This window comes from Oleiharenicola lentus (genome assembly GCF_004118375.1).
Classification (GTDB): domain Bacteria; phylum Verrucomicrobiota; class Verrucomicrobiia; order Opitutales; family Opitutaceae; genus Lacunisphaera; species Lacunisphaera lenta.
Map to the genome: position 1 here is coordinate 288059 of NZ_SDHX01000002.1, position 17687 is coordinate 305745.

General features: G+C 65.6%; 15 protein-coding genes. 11 read left to right on the forward strand and 4 right to left on the reverse strand.

Annotation, left to right across the window (positions count from 1 at the left end; genetic code table 11):
- Positions 1-160 precede the first annotated feature (160 nt).
- Positions 161-973 (forward strand): flagellin, encoded by an 813-nt coding sequence (locus ESB00_RS14920; protein ID WP_129048593.1) that lies wholly within the window; start codon positions 161-163, stop codon positions 971-973.
- A gap of 263 nt (positions 974-1236) precedes the next feature.
- Here ESB00_RS14920 and ESB00_RS14925 read toward each other — a convergent pair whose 3' ends face one another.
- Both ESB00_RS14925 and ESB00_RS14930 read right to left on the reverse strand, forming a co-directional pair.
- Positions 1237-2280: a hypothetical protein gene (locus ESB00_RS14925; RefSeq protein WP_129048594.1), complete on the reverse strand. Its 1044-nt coding sequence runs from the start codon at positions 2278-2280 to the stop codon at positions 1237-1239.
- Positions 2281-2296: 16 nt separating this feature from the next.
- Complete coding sequence (locus tag ESB00_RS14930) at positions 2297-5941, reverse strand: glycosyltransferase (protein WP_129048595.1); 3645 nt, start codon at positions 5939-5941, stop codon at positions 2297-2299.
- Positions 5942-6630: 689 nt separating this feature from the next.
- Between ESB00_RS14930 and ESB00_RS14935 the strand changes: the two genes are divergently transcribed.
- From ESB00_RS14935 to ESB00_RS14980, 10 genes are all read left to right on the forward strand, one after another.
- On the forward strand, positions 6631-7593 hold the full coding sequence (locus ESB00_RS14935) for a methyltransferase domain-containing protein (protein ID WP_164976233.1): 963 nt from the start codon (positions 6631-6633) through the stop codon (positions 7591-7593).
- 217 nt (positions 7594-7810) lie between these two features.
- Positions 7811-8797 (forward strand): Gfo/Idh/MocA family protein, encoded by a 987-nt coding sequence (locus ESB00_RS14940; RefSeq protein ID WP_164976234.1) that lies wholly within the window; start codon positions 7811-7813, stop codon positions 8795-8797.
- Positions 8794-9420 carry a pseudaminic acid biosynthesis-associated methylase gene (locus ESB00_RS14945; protein ID WP_129048598.1) on the forward strand — a complete coding sequence of 209 codons (627 nt, stop codon included), beginning with the start codon at positions 8794-8796 and terminating at the stop codon, positions 9418-9420. Before ESB00_RS14940 ends, ESB00_RS14945 begins: the two co-directional genes overlap by 4 nt.
- Positions 9421-9422: 2 nt before the next feature.
- Positions 9423-10712 (forward strand): DegT/DnrJ/EryC1/StrS family aminotransferase, encoded by a 1290-nt coding sequence (locus ESB00_RS14950; protein ID WP_129048599.1) that lies wholly within the window; start codon positions 9423-9425, stop codon positions 10710-10712.
- A gap of 5 nt (positions 10713-10717) precedes the next feature.
- Positions 10718-11251, forward strand: coding sequence for a GNAT family N-acetyltransferase (locus ESB00_RS14955; protein ID WP_129048600.1), 534 nt, complete (start codon positions 10718-10720; stop codon positions 11249-11251).
- Positions 11229-12167 (forward strand): hypothetical protein, encoded by a 939-nt coding sequence (locus ESB00_RS14960; protein ID WP_129048601.1) that lies wholly within the window; start codon positions 11229-11231, stop codon positions 12165-12167. Before ESB00_RS14955 ends, ESB00_RS14960 begins: the two co-directional genes overlap by 23 nt.
- On the forward strand, positions 12164-13294 hold the full coding sequence (locus ESB00_RS14965) for an N-acetyl sugar amidotransferase (RefSeq protein ID WP_129048602.1): 1131 nt from the start codon (positions 12164-12166) through the stop codon (positions 13292-13294). Before ESB00_RS14960 ends, ESB00_RS14965 begins: the two co-directional genes overlap by 4 nt.
- Positions 13291-13902 (forward strand): imidazole glycerol phosphate synthase subunit HisH, encoded by a 612-nt coding sequence (gene hisH, locus ESB00_RS14970; protein ID WP_164976235.1) that lies wholly within the window; start codon positions 13291-13293, stop codon positions 13900-13902. The genes ESB00_RS14965 and hisH overlap by 4 nt, the downstream gene beginning before the upstream one ends.
- Positions 13895-14683: a HisA/HisF-related TIM barrel protein gene (locus ESB00_RS14975; protein ID WP_129048604.1), complete on the forward strand. Its 789-nt coding sequence runs from the start codon at positions 13895-13897 to the stop codon at positions 14681-14683. Before hisH ends, ESB00_RS14975 begins: the two co-directional genes overlap by 8 nt.
- 2 nt (positions 14684-14685) lie before the next feature.
- Complete coding sequence (locus tag ESB00_RS14980) at positions 14686-15936, forward strand: N-acetyl sugar amidotransferase (protein WP_129048605.1); 1251 nt, start codon at positions 14686-14688, stop codon at positions 15934-15936.
- A gap of 12 nt (positions 15937-15948) precedes the next feature.
- On the opposite strand, the gene ESB00_RS14985 is transcribed toward ESB00_RS14980, so the two are convergent.
- Together ESB00_RS14985 and ESB00_RS14990 are read right to left on the reverse strand one after the other, a co-directional pair.
- Positions 15949-16722, reverse strand: coding sequence for an inositol monophosphatase family protein (locus ESB00_RS14985; RefSeq protein ID WP_164976236.1), 774 nt, complete (start codon positions 16720-16722; stop codon positions 15949-15951).
- Positions 16723-16730: 8 nt separating this feature from the next.
- Complete coding sequence (locus ESB00_RS14990) at positions 16731-17687, reverse strand: Rossmann-fold NAD(P)-binding domain-containing protein (protein WP_129048607.1); 957 nt, start codon at positions 17685-17687, stop codon at positions 16731-16733.

Below are 17687 nucleotides of genomic sequence, written 5' to 3' on the forward strand. Positions count from 1 at the left end.
AAGAAAAGTGCGGTTGTCTGTATGTTCCTTTCCCCTTTGCGGCGCGTTTTGTCGCGCGCCGTCACCCTTTGAGGCATTCGCCTCGAACGGCCCGACCTGGCGCCGCTAAAGCCGGGTCCGTGGCGACGACGGAAGGTCGCACAAATCAAGGATAGATACCATGTCAGTCGTGATTAATACCAACTACGCGGCCACGGTTGCTGCTAACAACCTGTCCGCTTCGAACGCGAACCTGCAGAAGAGCCTCAACCGGCTCTCGAGCGGTTCGAAGATTGTGAATCCCTCCGATGACGCGGGTGGCCTCGCTGTCTCGATGAAGCTGTCTGCCGCGGCCAAGCGCTCCGGCGCCGCCGCCAGCAACATCGGCAACTCGGTCTCCTTCCTGCAGTCGCAGGACGGTGTGCTCAAGGTTACCGGCAAGGTCCTCGACCGCATGAGCGAGTTGAAGACCCTCTACAGCGATCCGACCAAGAACAGCGACGATCTCGCGAACTATGATTCCGAGTTCACCGCTCTTCAGGACGAGCTCGAGTCGCTGACCGGCGAGACGTTCAACAGCGTCGCGCTGTTCGGTTCCGGTGACCTCACGGTCAACGTGTCCGAGGATGGCGGCCAGTCCGTCACCATCGCCGGCCGCGACCTCTCCAGCTCGTCTGGAGGCGTCGGCGCCCTGACCGACTCGGGCGTCGCTTCGCTCGCCGACATCGCCCTGAGCGACATCACCGATGCGATCCAGAGCGTCGCGACGTTCCGCGCCGAAAACGGCGCCGAGCAGAGCCGCCTGGGCTTCGCCTCCGAGGTCCTCTCGATCAACAAGGCCAACCTCGAGGCCGCCAACTCCCGCATCACCGATGTGGACGTGGCGTCCGAGAGCACCCAGCTCGCCCGCTGGAACATCCTGGTTCAGTCCGGCACCGCCATGCTGGCCCAGGCCAACCAGAGCGCGCAGGTCGCCCTCCGCCTCATCGGCTAAACGGTCTCCAGTCAGTGGTTGTTCTGATTCGCCCAACCACGCCGGCCGCCCGCAAGGGCGGCCGGTCCTGGGCGAACAGAGCGCCGCCGGCGGAAGACCACGGCACCCAGTACGGGGCTTATCTCTATCCGTCTAAAAACCTCCGGGGCTTATGCCCGGAGGTTTTTTGCGTGCCTAGGTCCATGGGCCCGAGGGGGCGCATAGGCCTCATGGGGCCTATGGATATTCACACACACCAAGCGCGGACACCACCCGCGCGGGCACTACGCCGCGGCCAAAGCCTCGGCCACCACCGCGCCGACGGTCTCGTGCGCGTTGAAATGATCGTAGATCTTCCGGCGCTCTACGTTGCCCAGGGCCAGCCCGCGCTCGCAGGCCGCAGCCAGCGACTCGAGGTCGCCATGCTCGTAACGCACGATGAGCCCGGCCGCGTGGAGTTCCTCCAGCCGGCCGCCGGGCTTGGAATTCTCGCTCACCGGCACCATTCCCAGGCAGCCGGACCAGAAAGGCCGGTCGGTGTGACTGGCGCGCATGGCCGGCGTGGTAAACTTCCGTCCCTCCGGGCACAGGCCCACCTTGTAGCGGTTCAACTCGCGGCGGGCGTCCACCGGGGTGCTGTGGTCGTGGCTCGCCACCAGGCGGTCCTTGAACTTCCGGCGCAGGAATTCCAGCTGACGCTGCCGGTGCGGGGTCAGGCCCATCTGCGAGCCGAGGAAATAAATCTTCTCCTCCGGCGCCTCGTTGAAGACGGCCTCGCCCGGCGCGAAGTTCGCCACCCAGCTCCGGTGGGACGCCACGCAGCCGGGTTTCAGAAGGGCCCGGCCCGTCTCGGCCAACGGCGATTCATCGTGGATCAGCACGTCGAGATGGGGGGCGATGTCTTTGAAGCACGACATGAACCGGCTGGCCTCGTCGAAGGCGTAGAAGCAGTGACGCACGCCCATCTTCGCCAGCAGCCCGAAAACCCTGCCCGCGATGTCGCCGAGCGCCTGCGGCTGGTGCGCCATCGTGATGAGCCAGCGTTCCTCACCCGGCTCGCGCGGCACCTTGGCCAGGTCCAGCACGCCGGGCTTGCCGACCACCCAGGCCGGCAGAAATTCCATCTGCGGATGACTCATCGTCGCAAAACAACGCGCGTTGGCCGCATACCAGTCGCAGTCGAGACGCGCTTTGCGCAGCAGTTCGCCGTCCTGCGGATTCGCGACCAGCGGACGAAGGTCGAGCGAACCGATCCGGGCAACGTAATCCGCCGCCGCCTCGAGCCCGCCAGCCCAGGTGTTGAAATAACAAGGTCGGATGCGGCGCATCACACGTGGCTCCGGTTCAGGCAACCGAGGCGCATGACGCGACCGCCGTGTCGGCCGTCGCGACGCCAGGCGCGGTTTCCACCCCGTGCGCAAGGGCAAGCAGTTCGTCGAAAATCCGCTCCAACCGGTCAACCGATGCCTCCGTGGTGAACTCAAACGCCCGCGCCTGTCCGGCCAGCGCAATCTGCTCGGCCGCGCGCTGGTTGCGGTGCGCGGAAAGCAGCTTCTCCGCCAGGTCACGCGCGTCGCCGCCCTTGAAGAGGAGTCCCGTCTTCCCGTTCTCGATGATCTCGCTCGCGCCCCCGCTGCCACTGGAGACGACCAGCAGACCGGCCGCCATCGCCTCGATCTGCGTCTTGCCGAACGGTTCCTCAAAAACACTCGGGAAAACCAGCACGTTGCTGCGCGCGAACAGCCCGGCCAGCTCCCGTTTGCCCATGAAACCGGGAAAATGCAGCTGATTCAAAAACCCGTATTGCTTGGCGATGGCCCGCAGGCTCTCAAGGTATTCGGGGCGCGTGGTGTCACCGGCCAGCGTGCACTCGAAGTCCACACCCACTCGCTTCAGATAAGCGAGCGCGGTGACCAGGACATGCGCGCCCTTGTAGGGCATGAGCAGACCGGCATAGGCGATCCGAAGTCGCTCACGCTGCGGGCTCCAGGCACGAAAATACTCCGTCAGCGGCGAACCGGGGGGCACCACTGCATAGCGGGAGATCGGATAGTTCTTCGCCCGAAGACCGCGATTCACCCACTCGCTGCAGCCGGCCAGACAGAAGAGCGGCCCCCGCGGCGCCTGCGCGGGATCGTAACCGGGAAAGGCGTTGCCCAGGCGGTGCAGCACCGGAATGCCATGGTCAAGCGCCGGCTGGATGAAGAAATGGCCCACCAGATCGAGATTGCCCGCCATGATGGCCATCGGCTTGAACAACTCGATTTCACGCAGGATCGTCTGGTGGTTGTCGCGCAGGATGGCTTTGCGGCGCTCGGCATCCGGCTCCACGACCACAGAGCCGTCTTTCCAGTCACCGACGAGTTTCAGCGTGCGGCGGACTTGTTGCTCGAATTCCGCGTGCTCGGCCGTGGGCTTGCGCGTGAGGTGCGGCATGTCCGCCGTCAGCACACGCACCGTGTGGCCGCGCGCGGTCAGCTCGCGGGAAAATTCCCAGACGGTGCGTCCGTATCCGCCCATCTCCTGCGGCGGGAGCAGATTTGTTACCACCAGGATGCGCTGCGGTGCCGGATGCTTGAACTGCGGCAACCAGCCCGCGCGCCGACGGTAAGTCTGGACCTGCGGCTGGCTCAATGCCCCGTGCGCCTCAAGCTGCTCGAGGGCCGTCTTGGTCTGTTCAGTGCCTCCACACAGCCGGTGGGCCTCCGCGACCGCCAGGTAGGCACCGGCGAACTCGCCGGCATCGATCAATTCCGCGGCATGCTCGACGTAGGCGTTCAGATTGTTGCGATCCTCGGCGATGGCTTCGCGCGGTTTGCGCACCGGGGCCGCATCCTGCGCCAAGGTGCTGAACTCCCGCGCCGATCGGCCCGCGGCGGCGGCCTGCATGACCGACCGCAACCGGGTCAGCGAGACCTCCCGCGAATACTCCGCGACCACACGCTCTCGGAAGCTGGCGCCAAGCCGCGCCGCGAGACCGGCATCTCGGGCGAGCCGGAGCATGGCCTCCGCCATCGCCCCGACATCCTTTTCCGCGACCAGGAAGCCATCCACGCCGTCACGGACTGCGTCGGGAATGCCCGCGTGCCGCGTAGCGACGACCGGCAGACCGTGTGCACCCGCCTCGAGGACCGCCAGCGGCAGTCCCTCGCTGTCGCCGTTGGCGGCGACGATGCTGTGCTGAACAAAAATCCGGCTCGACGCCATCCGGCGGGAGACCTCCTCGCGCGACTGCACACCGGCAAAAGTCACCGCGGCAACGAGCCCGTTTTCTTCCGCCCATTTCCGGCAGGCGGGCAGCAGCGGGCCGTCGCCAATCATCACCAACCGCGCCTCGGGCACGGATCGGTGGACGGCGGCAAAGGCCTGCAACGTGAGGTGCGGCGCCTTCTTTTCCACAAACCGGCCGACCGCGACAAAATGCGGCGGCGCCTTGGCGGGCTCGGCCAGCGCCGGGAGATCAACGGCCACGCCGTAGGGCGCGAGGTGGGTCCGGTCCGGATCGGCTCCGAGCTGAAGCAGCTGCGCATGCATCGCGCGCGACACCGCGAGCACGCTCGCGGCCGAGCCGAAGAACTTCCGGTAGCGCGGCAGCCAGCGTTCGAGCAGTTCGCGACCGAAGGCATCGACGCCGTGGAAATGCACCACAAATGGCAGGCTGGCCTGTTCGCACGCCTCATGCACAAACGCGCCCATCAGCCCCGTCTCCACGAGCACCGAGCGCGCGCCGGATTGTGCCAGGAACGCCGCCAGTCCGGCCGAATACTCGGCCCACAGTTCGGCGGTGACCGTCCCCTTGGCCGCCAGCGCCGCCTGGATTTTCTGCTCCGTGCCCGCCGGCAGCACGGACTGCCCGCCGCGCCGGAAGCGCGGGAACGGAAAGCCGTAGAGCAGCGTCAGATTAGAGCTGAGATGGTTGACGTGGTCCTCGACGAAGGTCTCGGAGTAATTGAATTCGTGGGAGCGCACCAGCACCACGGGCAGGTCGCCCCGCGCATCCTCGCGCGCGGCCGGACTCGCGGGCTTCGCGGCCGTTGCGCTGGCCGCCGGAAGAATGATGCGCTCAAGCACGTCTTTCATTTCATCCGGCGTGAGCCGATGCCGCGCGCCGATCAGCCATCCGCCTTTTTCCGGATCGGCGACAGCCTGCGAGGGCGGCACGAGGAACGTGCGAAGAAATTCCTGTTTTTGCGCCTCCACCTCCGAGGAAAACACTTTTCGCAGTGATTCGGGATCCTTGCGCCAAGCTTGGTCGAGGCGCAGGAAGGTTTCTGGCGGTATCGCAGGACAAGTGCCATGAATTGAAACCTTCGCGCCCGCCGCCAAAGCGTAGGCAACGTGGCTACCCCAGCCGTTCGTCGTCACAGTCTCAAAGCGACCGAGCAGCGCCTTCATCCGATGCAGCGCGAAACGGTCGAGTGTGTTCGCTCCGACCACGATTTCGAATCCGAGCGCCTTGAATTCGTCGACCCAAAGCCCGTTGCGGAGGCAGTTCGGGTGGAGACACACAACGACCCGCGAGAAGTCGCGCGCGGCTTCCTTAATTTCGTCCGCATAGCGGCGAAACGGCTGTCGATCGGGAAAGCGGGCACCGTTGAGCGTGTGCGTGGGCATCACGAGCAGACTGCGCGACAGGCGCGGAACAGCGGGTGCCTCGGGCGCATAGAGAATAGGCGATCCTATCGCACGCGCCACAATCCCGTGCCGCGACAGGTAATCGGCCTCCTCCTGCCTTGTGACAAACGCTGGCCATTCACCGATACGCGGTGAGTTGGAGAGAACCAGCCCGGGCGTGACCGCCTCCCAGGGTGCCAAACATCCATGCGTCCAAATCCCCCGAATCGTATAACGCTCGGGCAGCGCAATGCCCGCATACTCGGCCGCTGCCAAAGCCGCACCGTAGTGGTCCAACCAACCGTCGTCATGTGCGCCGAATTTGCGGAACGCAGTGGGTTCGGGAAGGCCGAGGGATAATTCGAGAGGCGTCATGGATTCGTGCGTGAGAATTGGGGCGACTTGGAAGCGCGATTCAGGCAAATGCAATATTTGGTCCAGTTCGCTCGAATGACACCTTTCATTCTGATCAATAGAAAGTTGCGGCTTTATTAATCTGCACGGTGCGACCGCAGCGATGCACCCCACTTGGGCGAAGGCAATAAATGCCCCGGAGCGCCCGACATTCCGCGCCTATCCGGTAAAGTTTGCCGGCCAACGCATCAGCGCCGCAACCTCGCAACGACGCACGCTGCACCGGGCGGATAAATCGTCCGCAATCCCGCCAAGGACAAGATCTTGAGGGGCGTAGTTTCTCGACGGCACCCGCTGTGCTGGAATCGCACATTCCCATGACCTCCGGTTCGACTTCCCCGTTCCGCCCTCCAGTCTCGCGTTCAAATCGCCTGCGCGCGACGGCCGCGCGAACATGATCCAGAGTTCTGATTCCTCAAATACGCCCCATGAGTGCAACGCCCAGTCCCGCTTCCTTTCAATCAGTTTCGCACTGTCGCGTTTGTTGCTCTACGCGCGTGCTGCCCACGGGGGTAACAAAGAAGTTCCACCTCTCGAACTTGGACCAGACCGTCGAACTAGGCTACGCTGTCTGCCAAGATTGCCAGTTTCTGTTTCAGTCCGAATACGTGGGTGATGACTTTTTAAACGAGTATTATCGACGTAGCCCGATGCTCCGGCGCAAGGAGCCCACGCGGTTCGAGCGCGATCAGAACATCCGCCAATCGGCATTTCTCTCCCGACAGGTCCCGCTCACTGGCCGGAAAGTGCTGGAGATCGGGGCGCACGCCGGTGCCTTCCTCGTCCACCTGCACCAGGCGCATGGGGCCCAGGCTTATTACGACGAATTGAGCGAGGAAGCCCGCACGGTGCTCGCCGCCCAACCGGGCCTGCAGGACCTGCGGGCGCAGCCGAAGGGATTCACCGTGGATGTCATCGTGCTTCGCCACATCCTCGAGCACATCTTCGATCTCGACGGCTTTCTCGGCTACGTTCGCCGCCTGCTCTCCCCGGGCGGGCAGGTGTTCATTGAGACACCCGACTGGAGCCATCTCGATGTGCGCACCGACCCGCTGATCTTCGAGCACCTCAACCAGTTCTCGACGCACAATCTCGTGCTCCTCCTCCGTCGCACAGGCTGGAACTGCACCGGACTGGAAAAGAGCATCGAGGCTGACGATCCCGCCACACCCAACCGGGTGCAGCGCCTGATCGTCGAGCCGACCGCCCTGCCCGCCCCCGGCGATCCGGCCATCGCCGGCTCGGTGGGCGATTTTCTCGGTGACTACCGCCGACGCCTTTTCGGCCGGCTCGAGGCGCTGATCGCCGGCTGGGGCCCGCAAAGGCGCATCGCCTTTTACCCGGCCAGCCATCTCAGTTTTTCTGCGCTGCTCGAGGCTGATCTCCGGCAGGCGAACCTCATCGGTCTCTACGACATTGACCCCAAGAAACACGGCCGGGCCGTGCAGGGTGTGACAATCCACCCGGCCGAGGCGCTGCGCGAGCATCAGCCCGACGTGATTGTCATCTTCACCATGGCCTACGAGCGCGAGATCCGCGAATCCTTCGCCCGGATGGGGCTGACGGCCGAGATCATCTCGGCCACCGCGCTGGTGCGCACGGAAGCGTCCTAGCTCCTGGTGCGGCTGCATCTATTCGGCAGATTTTGCCGACTTAGAAAGGCGACGAGGGCTATTTTTCTCCCAACCAACTGCCATTCAGCGGCCTGAGAGGTCCAAGGACATGGTGGCACAAGCCTTGCAATCTGCAGGCGTGCCCAAGTTCCCAATCGCATCACCAGCTTCGCCAAGCTGCCCGCCACGCCATGGCCTGAGGGCGGAGCCAGCTGGAATGCTGACAGGCAACAGTCCATCTCCCTGGCGCACGCTGATCGTCGGTCTCGGCCGGATCGGCCAAGGCTACGATTACGACCTTCCGGCGAGCGAACACGTCTTCACCCACGCCCGCGCCTTCAGCCAGGATTCGCAATTCCGGCTGGTCGGCGGGGTGGATCCTGATGCCGGAGCGCGCCAGCGTTTCACGACCCGCTACGGTGCTCCGGCCTACGCCAGTGTCGCCGAAGCCGCCGTCAGTTCACCCGATCTGGTCGTCGTGGCCACGCCGACGGAGCACCACCTTTCCACGGTCGAAACCGTGCTGGATCACTGCCGACCCGTCGCCCTCGTATGCGAGAAGCCGCTCGCCTACACTCTCGAGGAAGCGACACGCCTGCTGGAGCTGTGCCGCGCCCACGCCTGCGCGGTGCATGTGAACTACATGCGGCGTACCGACCCGACCACCGCCGAGCTGCGCGCCCGCCTGCGCAACGGCCGCATCGCCTCCCCGCTCAAGGGCGTCGTCTGGTATTCCAAGGGGCTCTACAACAGCGCCTCCCATTTCGTGAACCTGCTCGAAGACCTGCTCGGAGCCGAACCCGAACTCCAGCAATGCACGGAGGGTCGAATCACCCCGACCGGTGATCCCGAGCCCGACTTCACGCTGCGTTTTGCCCACGGCACCGTTTCCTTCCACGCGCTCCGCGCCGAGGACTATTTCCACAACAGCATGGAGTGGTTCGCACCGAACGGTCGCCTTCGCTACGAACGGGCGGGTGCCAACGCCGAGTGGTTCGCCACCGCACCGGAGCAGCCCGGCGGTCTCGCGGTCGCCGCCGAGCGTCTGCCCGGGGACTTCGCCCACATCCAGGCGCATTTCACCCGGGCCCTCGCGCTCGCCCTGGCCGGCCGGCCGTCGCCGGTCTGCTCCGGCGACCAAGCCCTCGCCACCCTGCGCCTGCTGGCGCAACTCCAACCCTTTCCCAACCCCGTCTGCACATGACCATCACGACCCCGCAAGAGGCCTTCTGGGCCGGCCAGTTCGGCAACGACTACGTCGAGCGCAATCAGGATCCCCGCTGGATTGACTGGAACACCGCCTATTACACCAAGCTCCTCGCGAAGATGGCCCCGCCGGCCAGCATCCTGGAACTCGGTTGCAATCGCGGCCTCAACCTCCACGCGCTCAAGCGACTCTATCCGGCCACGGCTTTTTCCGCCGTGGAGATCAACGCCCAGGCCGCCGCCCATGTGCGCCGCGATCTGCCGCATGTGGATCTGCATCACACCTCCATTCTCGAGTTCCAACCCGCCCGGCAGTGGGACCTCGTGTTCACCAACGGCGTGCTCATCCACCTCGCGCCCGAGGCGCTGCCGAAGGTCTATGCGCTGATGGCCCGCGCCTCCGCGCGCTACGTGATGATCTCCGAGTATTACAACCCGACCCCGGTCGAGGTCACCTACCGGGGCCACGAGGGCCGGCTCTTCAAGCGCGACTTCGCCGGGGAGTTCCTAGACGCGCACCCGGATTTCAAGCTGGTTGACTACGGTTTCGTCTATCACCGCGACCCCACGATGCATCCGGACGACATGACCTGGTTCCTGATGGAAAAGAAAGCGTCCTGACCATGAGCACCGCCCTCGCCTCCCCGCTCGCCGTCCACGGCGGCCCGAAGACCATCACGCGGCCCTTTGCGCGTTACAATCCCCTCGGTGCCGAGGAAGTCGCTGCCGCCAAGGCCGTCGTCGAGAGCGGCATCCTCTCGCAGTACTACGGCCGCTGGTGCGCCGATTTCTACGGCGGCCCCAAGGTGCGCGATTTCGAGCAGGCCTGCGCCGCGAAGTTCGGCGTGAAGCGTGCCGTCACCGTCAACTCCTGGACCTCGGGCCTCGTCGCCGCCGTCGGCGCAATCGGCATCGAGCCGGGTGACGAGGTCATCACGAGCCCGTGGACGATGTGCGCGACAGCCACCGCCATCCTGCATTGGAACGCCATCCCGGTCTTCGCCGACATCGAGCCCGACACCTTCTGCCTCGATCCGCGCTCGGTCGAGGCGAACATCACGCCGCACACGCGTGCCATTCTTTCCGTGGATATCGCCGGCCAGTCGGCCGACATGGACGCGCTACGGGCCATCGCGAAGAAGCACAACCTGAAGCTCATCTCCGACTGCGCGCAGGCGCCCGGTGCGCTCTACAAGGGGAAATTCGCCGGCACCCTCGCCGACGTCGGCGGCTACAGCCTCAATTACCACAAGCACATCCACACCGGCGAAGGCGGCATCCTCGTGACCAACGACGACGAGATTGCCGAACGGATGTGCCTCATCCGCAACCACGCCGAAGCCGTCGTGGGCGACAAGGGCGTGACCGACCTTAGCAACATGATCGGCCACAATTTCCGTCTCGGCGAAATCGAGTGCGCCATTGGCATCGAGCAGCTCAAGAAGCTCGACCGGCAGATCGCCAGCCGTCAGCGCGCCACCGCCCGGCTCACTGCAGGTCTGTCCACCTTGCCCGGCCTGCAGACTCCCGTCACTCGAGCCGGCTGCACGCACGTCTATTACATGTATCAGATGATCCTCGATCTGCCGCAGCTGGGCGTTAGCCGGCAGAAGCTCTTCGAGGCCCTGAAGGCCGAGGGTATCGAGGGACTCGGCACCGCCTTCGCCAACATCCACCGCCTGCCGGTCTTCCAGCGCAAGGTGGCCTACGGCCGCGGCGGCTTCCCGTGGACCTCCGACATCTGCAAGCGCGACGTAAGCTACGCCAAGGGCATCTGCCCGGTGGCCGAGCGCCTACAGGACGAGACCTACCTCGGCTTCCAGGCCTGCATGCACACGCTTACCGACGGCGAGGTGGACCTCATGATCGCCGCCTTCCACAAGGTGTGGGACAACCTCGACGCGCTGCGCTGATCGCGATGCCCGCCGCCCTCGACACGCTCTGCGGACACCAGGTTGAGCTCCGTCCCTTCACGAAGGCGGACATCACCCCGGCTTATCTCAGCTGGCTGAGTGATCCCGAGGTCGTGCGTTTCAGCAACCAGCGCTTCCGCACGCACACGGCGGAAAGCTGCGCGGCCTATCTGGCGTCGTTCCACGGCACTCCCAATCTCTTTTTCTCCATCCTCCGGCAAGGTGACGGGCGGCCCGTCGGCACCATGACCGCATATGTCTCCGCCCCGCACGGCACGGCGGACCTAGGCATCCTTATCGGCGACCGCGGCTGCTGGGGCCAGGGTATCGGGCTCGATGCCTGGCAGACATTGATGACCCATCTTTTTCAACATTCCCGCCTGCGCAAGATCACCGCCGGCACGCTCCGGCCGAACATCGGCATGGTGCGGATCATGGAACGCGCCGGTATGCGCCTTGAGGGCGTGCGCGAGCGTCAGGAAATCGTCGACGGCGTCCCGGTGGACGCGTTGCTCTATGCCCGCTTCCGCCCTGTGTAACCTGCGAGTGCCGCTCGCCGTCGTCGCGCATGATGCCGGCGCCGCCAACCTGATCCTCGGCTGGATCCGGGAGCTGCCGCCCACGCACTTGCGGTTGTGCGCGAGCGGACCGGCCAAGAGACTGTTCAGCTCCGCCTTTCCCGACCTCGCCTTGTTGCCGATCGCCACCGTGCTCAACGGCGCGGCGATGCTGCTCAGCGGCACGAGCGGGCCGCGAAGCGACCTCGAACATGAGGCCAGGAAACTGGCCCGTGCGCGCGGCCTGCCCTCGGTCGGCGTCATCGACCATTGGGTGAACTACGCCCCGCGCTTCACCCGCGCCGGTGAAACCGTCTTGCCCGACGAGCTGTGGGTCGCCGATGCGCATGCCGCCGCGCTCGCCCGCAGGACCTTTCCCGGCTACCCGGTGTTCGAACAGCCCAACCGCTACCTGGAAAACCTGGCCGAGACGGCGCGAGCCGCCAGCCAGCCGCACCCGGGCCGCACCCATGTGGTCTATGCCCTCGAACCGCTGCACTCCGACTGGGGACAAGGTGGTGTCGCGGGTGAATTCCAGGCCCTGGATTACTTTCTCGAACACGCCCCGCTTCTCGGCCTGCCCGCCGACAGCTTGATCCGCCTTCGTCCCCACCCCTCCGAACCGCGGGAAAAATACTCCGGCTGGCTCGCAGCCCGGAACGATCCCCGTTTCTCGCTCGATGAGGGCGGCACTCTGGCCGAAGCCATCGGCTGGGCCGACTGGGTCGTCGGTGGCGAAAGCTACGCCCTGGTTGCCGGGCTCGCCGCCGGTCGTCACGTGGTCTCGACCTTGCCGCCTTGGGCCCCGGCCTGCCGTTTGCCTCATCCCGAGATCAGACACCTGCGGGAAATCTCCGCGGAAGCTGCGCTTGCCGCGCCAACCCTCGTCGCCGGATGAAATACTGCACGCACTGCCTGCAACCGAACACCCGGCCGAACAGCTATTTCACGCCGGAGGGGCTCTGCCCGGCCTGCAACTATCACCGCGAGCTGCAGCAGGTGGACTGGCAGGAGCGCTATGAAATCCTCGAGGAGGTCCTGAAAAATTACCCGCGCCGCAAGGGCCAGGGCTTCGACTGCATCATCGGCGTGAGCGGCGGCAAGGACAGCACGCGCCAGGCGCTCTGGGCGCGTGACAAGCTCGGTCTGCGACCGCTGCTCGTCTCCCTCTGCTACCCGCCCGAGCAGCTGACCGAGCGCGGCGCCGAGAACATTTCCAACCTGATCGAGCTCGGCTTCGACATGGTGACCACCAGCCTCGCTCCGCAGACCTGGCGCCGGATGCTGCGCGAAGGTTTCTTCCGTTTCACCAACTGGGCCCGCGCCAGCGAGCAGGCGTTGATCAGCTCGGTGCCCCAGCTCGCGCTGCGCTACCGCATCCCGCTGATCCTCTGGGGCGAAAATCCCGGCCTGCAGCTTGGCGACATGAAAACGCTCGGCCGCACCGGCTACGACGGCAACAACCTGCGTTATATGAACACGGTCGCCGGCGGCGGGCTCGACTGGATGCTCGCGGCCGGCTTCAAGCGCGAGGAGCTGCACCGCTACCTTTATCCGCACGCCGAGCAGTTCGACGCCGCCGGGATCCAGATCGTCTATCTCGGCTGGTTCTGGAAGGACTGGTCGCTGATCAACAACGCCCTCTACTCCTGCCCCAACGGCCTGGAGATCCGCAGCGACTCGGTGGAGAACACCGGCGACCTGCGCGGTGTCGCCTCGCTTGACGAGGACTGGGTGACGCTCAACCAGATGATCAAGTACTACAAATTCGGCTTCGGCCGCGTGACCGACTACGCCAACGAGGAGATCCGCCTCGGCCGCATGTCCCGCCAGCGCGGCATCGAATTGGTGGAGCAATACGACGACGCCTGCAGCCCGGCCTACATCGAGAGCTTCTGCCGCTACATCGAGATCAGCGTCGCGGATTTCTGGAAGCAGGTGCATGCCTCGGTGAACCGAGAACTTTTCACGATCGAACCCGACGGCCGCATCCGCCGCCGTTTCCAAGTGGGGGTGGGCCTGTGAGCCGTCGCGGCATCGGCATCGTGGACTACGGCGTGGGCAACCACACCTCCGTGTGGCGCACGCTCTACACGCTCGGCTACCGCTGCAAGGTCACCAGCCGGCCGGAGGAACTCGACGCCATGGATCTGCTCGTCCTGCCCGGTGTGGGCGCCTTCCCCGCCGCCATGCAGGCCATCCATGCCCGCGGCCTCGCCACCTACCTTCGCGCCGCTGCCGCCGCGGACCGTCCGCTGCTCGGCATCTGCCTCGGCATGCAGATGCTCGCCGACTCCTCCACCGAATACGGCGAGACCGCCGGCCTCGGCCTCATTCCCGGCCGCGTGGACGCCATCGGGGCCGGTCTCTGGCACATCGGCTGGAACGCCATCGAGGCCGACCCGGCCGACCCGTTGCTCGGGCGCAGCGCGAACGAATCGTTTTACTTCAACCATTCCTACGCGGTGGACTGCACGCCCGAGTTCGCCGTCGCACACGCTTCACTCAGCCGCCGTTTTCCGGTCGTCACCCGCCGCGGGCGCGTGGTCGGAGTCCAGTTCCACCCGGAGAAGAGCCAGCACGCCGGCCGGCAGCTGCTGACCGACATCATCGGAGGCCTGCTCCATGCTTAACCAACGACTTATCGGCGTCGTCACCGTGAAGGACGGCTGGGCCGTCCAGTCCTTCCGCTACGGCCGCTGGCTGCCGATGGGCAAGCCGGAGTGCGTCGTCGAAAACCTTGATCGCTGGGGTGCCGACGAGATTCTCATCCTCTGCATCGACCGGAGCCGTCGCCAACTCGGTCCCGACTTCGCCACATTGGAACGCCTCAAGCGCCTCAACCTCGCCACGCCACTGATCTACGGTGGCGGAATCCGCTCGGCGGAGGACGGCGTCGCCGTCGTCCACCTTGGCGCCGACCGCGTCTGTGTGGATGCGCTGCTGCGCGACGACCTCTCCGCCGTTCACAAGCTTTCCCGGCAACTGGGCGCCCAGGCGGTCGTGGCCGCCCTGCCGCTCAGCGTGGCCAACGGCGCGCTGGCCTGGCGTGACTACCGCCGCGCCACGGACACACCGCTCGACCCCGCCGTGCTCGCCGCCCTGAACGACGGCACCATTTCCGAGGCCCTCCTCATCGACTGGCCGCACGAGGGTTCGCCCCGGGCCTTCGACCCGGAGATTGTCCGGCTATTCCCGGCCCGCAACCGCCAGTTGATCGCCTTCGGCGGGTTGAGTGAATCCGACCAGCTTGCCAGCCTCTTCGGGTTGCCGACGGTTACCGCAGCTGGCGTCGGCAATTTTCTGAGCTATCGCGAGCACGCCATCCAAGCCCTCAAGGCCGGCCTGACCGGCCTGCCCATGCGCCCCGCCGCCTACCCGACATCCGAGCGCAGCTGTCCCGAACCCGCCTGACCATGTCCGCCGACCTTCATTTCTGCCGCCGCTGCCTCTACGGCACCAGCCACCCTCTCGGACTCGTGCTCGACGAGGAGGGCATCTGCTCGGGCTGCCGCATCCACGAGGAAAAGGACCGCCTCGACTGGGACGAACGCTGGCGGAGGCTCGAGCGCATCGTCCAACCGCACCGCAGCGTCTCGGGTCGTGAATACGACTGCATCGTGCCGGTCACCGGCGCCCAGGATTCCTACTACATTGTCCATCTCGTCAAGGAGCGCCTCGGCCTCAATCCGCTCCTCGTCACTTACAACAAGTATTTCAACACGCCGCTCGGCATCAAGAACCTCGCCAACCTGCGCATCCGCTACAACTGCGACATCCTCTTCCAGAACGTGAACCCGGTTTCGGTGAAGAAGATCACGCGGACGACGCTGCGCGAGTTCGGCAGCATGTATTGGCCCTGCTTGGCCGGGCAGACCGTGTTCCCCGTGCAGGTCGCCGTGCGCCACCGCATCCCGCTCATCATCTGGGGCGCCCACCAGGGTCTCGAGCAGACGGGCATGTTCTCCCATGAACACGAGGTGGAGATGACCCGTCGTTACCGCAAGGACCACGACCTCATGGGCCACGAGGCCGACGACCTGCTGCTGGTCTATGACACCCTGAAGGAGGAGGACATTTGGCAATACCGCTACCCGGGCGACGATGACCTCAACTCCGTCGGCGTGACCGGCATCTATCTCGGCAACTACGTTCGTTGGGATCCCAAGGCGCAGCACGAGCTGATGATGAAGCGGCATGACTTCCGCACTGCGCCCTTCGCGCGCACCTTCGACTGCTACGACTACACGGACTGTTTCAACTACATGGACGTTCACGACGTCCTGAAACTCTACAAGCAGGGCTACTCGCGCGTCACCGACCACGCCTCCCGCGAGATCCGCCACGGCCGCCTCACCCGCGAGCAGGGCCTGGCCCTTGTGCGCGCCCACGAGCAAGTCTCGCCGAAATACCTCGACCTGTTCTGCTCGTGGCTCGGCATCACGCCGCGCTCGCTGCAGTTCATGCTGGACCAGCACCGCAACCCGCGGTTCTGGACCGAACTCACGCCGGGGCGCTGGGCCTTCAACGGCTGGAGTGTTCATTCCGGCTCCCATGAATCGGCGCCGGTGGAAGTGAATCTCTCCAAGGCGCGATTCACGCCGACCGACACGCTCGAATACGATCGCGACGCGGCCTACATCACCCTCGGCAAGGGTCACCCTTGAGCCGAGTCCGGTTCAGGGACAGGCCCTGAGCACGTCGGCCGCCCGCGCACACAATCCGGCGTCCCGGGCCACGATCACGCCAGGCTTCTCCATGGGACCGTCGAAACCGAAGGGTTGGCCATCCGGCAACGCGAGTAAACCGCCCGTCTCCGCCAGCAGCACCGCCGCGGGAGCCATGTCCCAGTCGCGCACGGTCACGCGCTTCACAAAGAGGTCCGCGGTGCCGTCGGCGACCAGCGCAGCCTTCAGCCCGAGACTGCCGCTCTCGCGGTAACCGGTCGCCGGCAAGGCACGAACCAGCTCGGCCGCGATGCCGTGCGGCTTGGGCGTGTTGTCCACGACAATGCAGCGGTCGCGCGGCAGCAGGCCCGGCAAGCGCCGGCCGTTGCGCCAGGCCCCCTCGCCGGCTCGGGCCGTCCAGGTCTGATTCGTTGCCGGACAGTGAATGATGCCGGCTTGCGGCACCTGGTCGGCGATGAACGCGGTCTGCGTCACGAAACCCGGAAAGCCATCATACCAGCTGGCCGTGCCGTCGATCGGGTCGATCAGCCAATAGGCGGCGGGGCGCGTGCTGCCGTGTTCGGTATCCTCCTCCGACCAGATGGGCACGCCCGGGAAAAGCACCGCCAGCCGCTCCTTGATGAAGGCATCCGCCCGGCGGTCGGCCTCCGTCTTGAAATCCTGGCGCGAATGCAAGGCGCGGGCCGTGTCATCCGTGCGCCAGCGGAGCAGCTCGCGACCGAGCGCTTCCAGCACGGGGACGACGGCGGCCGTGACGTTGGGCATGGTCGTGATCATGTGGCCGCCAGCGCGTCCAACAAGGCCAGTTCTCTGGCGCGCAATCCGTCAGTCTCCGGACGCGGTGGCCGCCCGGCGCAGACGGCCGCCAGCCATTCTCGCAAGTCATGCGGTCGGTGACCGGACAGGGCAAAGAGGTTTGCCCGGCCGGGCGTGACCGCGTGCTCACGCCAAAGCGGTTCCTGATCGAGGTAAGTCGGCAGTTCAGCTTGCAGCCAGTCAGCTTCAGCAGAGCGGCTGCGCAAAGTCACATCCTCGGCATCGGCCAGCGCAGCCAGCACGGCATCCACCGTCTGGCCGGAATCCGGCAGTCCATCGAGAATGGGCGCGCTCCAAAGCCGAACACGTAACAAGGCCCCGGCGATCGCATCGGCCACATCCTCGCACCAGACAAGATTGGCCGCATTGGTCCCGCCGTTCACGAGCAGCACCGGGCCGCCATCAACGAGACGGCGCCGGTAGAAATCGAGCCGGCCGGTGTGGTCGTCCGCCCCGCCCATGATGGGCAAACGGAGCACAGCCGCGGCCCGTCCACGGTCCCGCGCCGTGAGCACGGCGCATTCCGCCCGCGCCTTGCCGGAGAGGTAGCGTTGCGTGACCTGCGGCAGGCTCGAGGGCGCCTCACCGCACACGGGCGCATCCACCGCTAGCCCGGTGTTGAATTTGGTCAGCCAGGTGCTGCTTATCAGCACATAGGCGGCATCCGGACAGGCACCCAGCGCCGCGCTCACGGCCGGTTCGTCGTAAGCAGTAAAATCTAGGATCAAGTCGAAGCCGCTCGCTGCGGGCAACCCGGCCAGCACCTGCTGCCGTTCACCCGCCAGCACCCGGACTCCCGGGGGCGCAGCCTCCGGTCGGCGCGAACTGACCGTGACGGCATGTCCGTCCCGCAACAGTCTTGCCGCGACCGCGCGACCGGCAAAGCGGGTGCCTCCGAGGAGCAGGATTTTCAT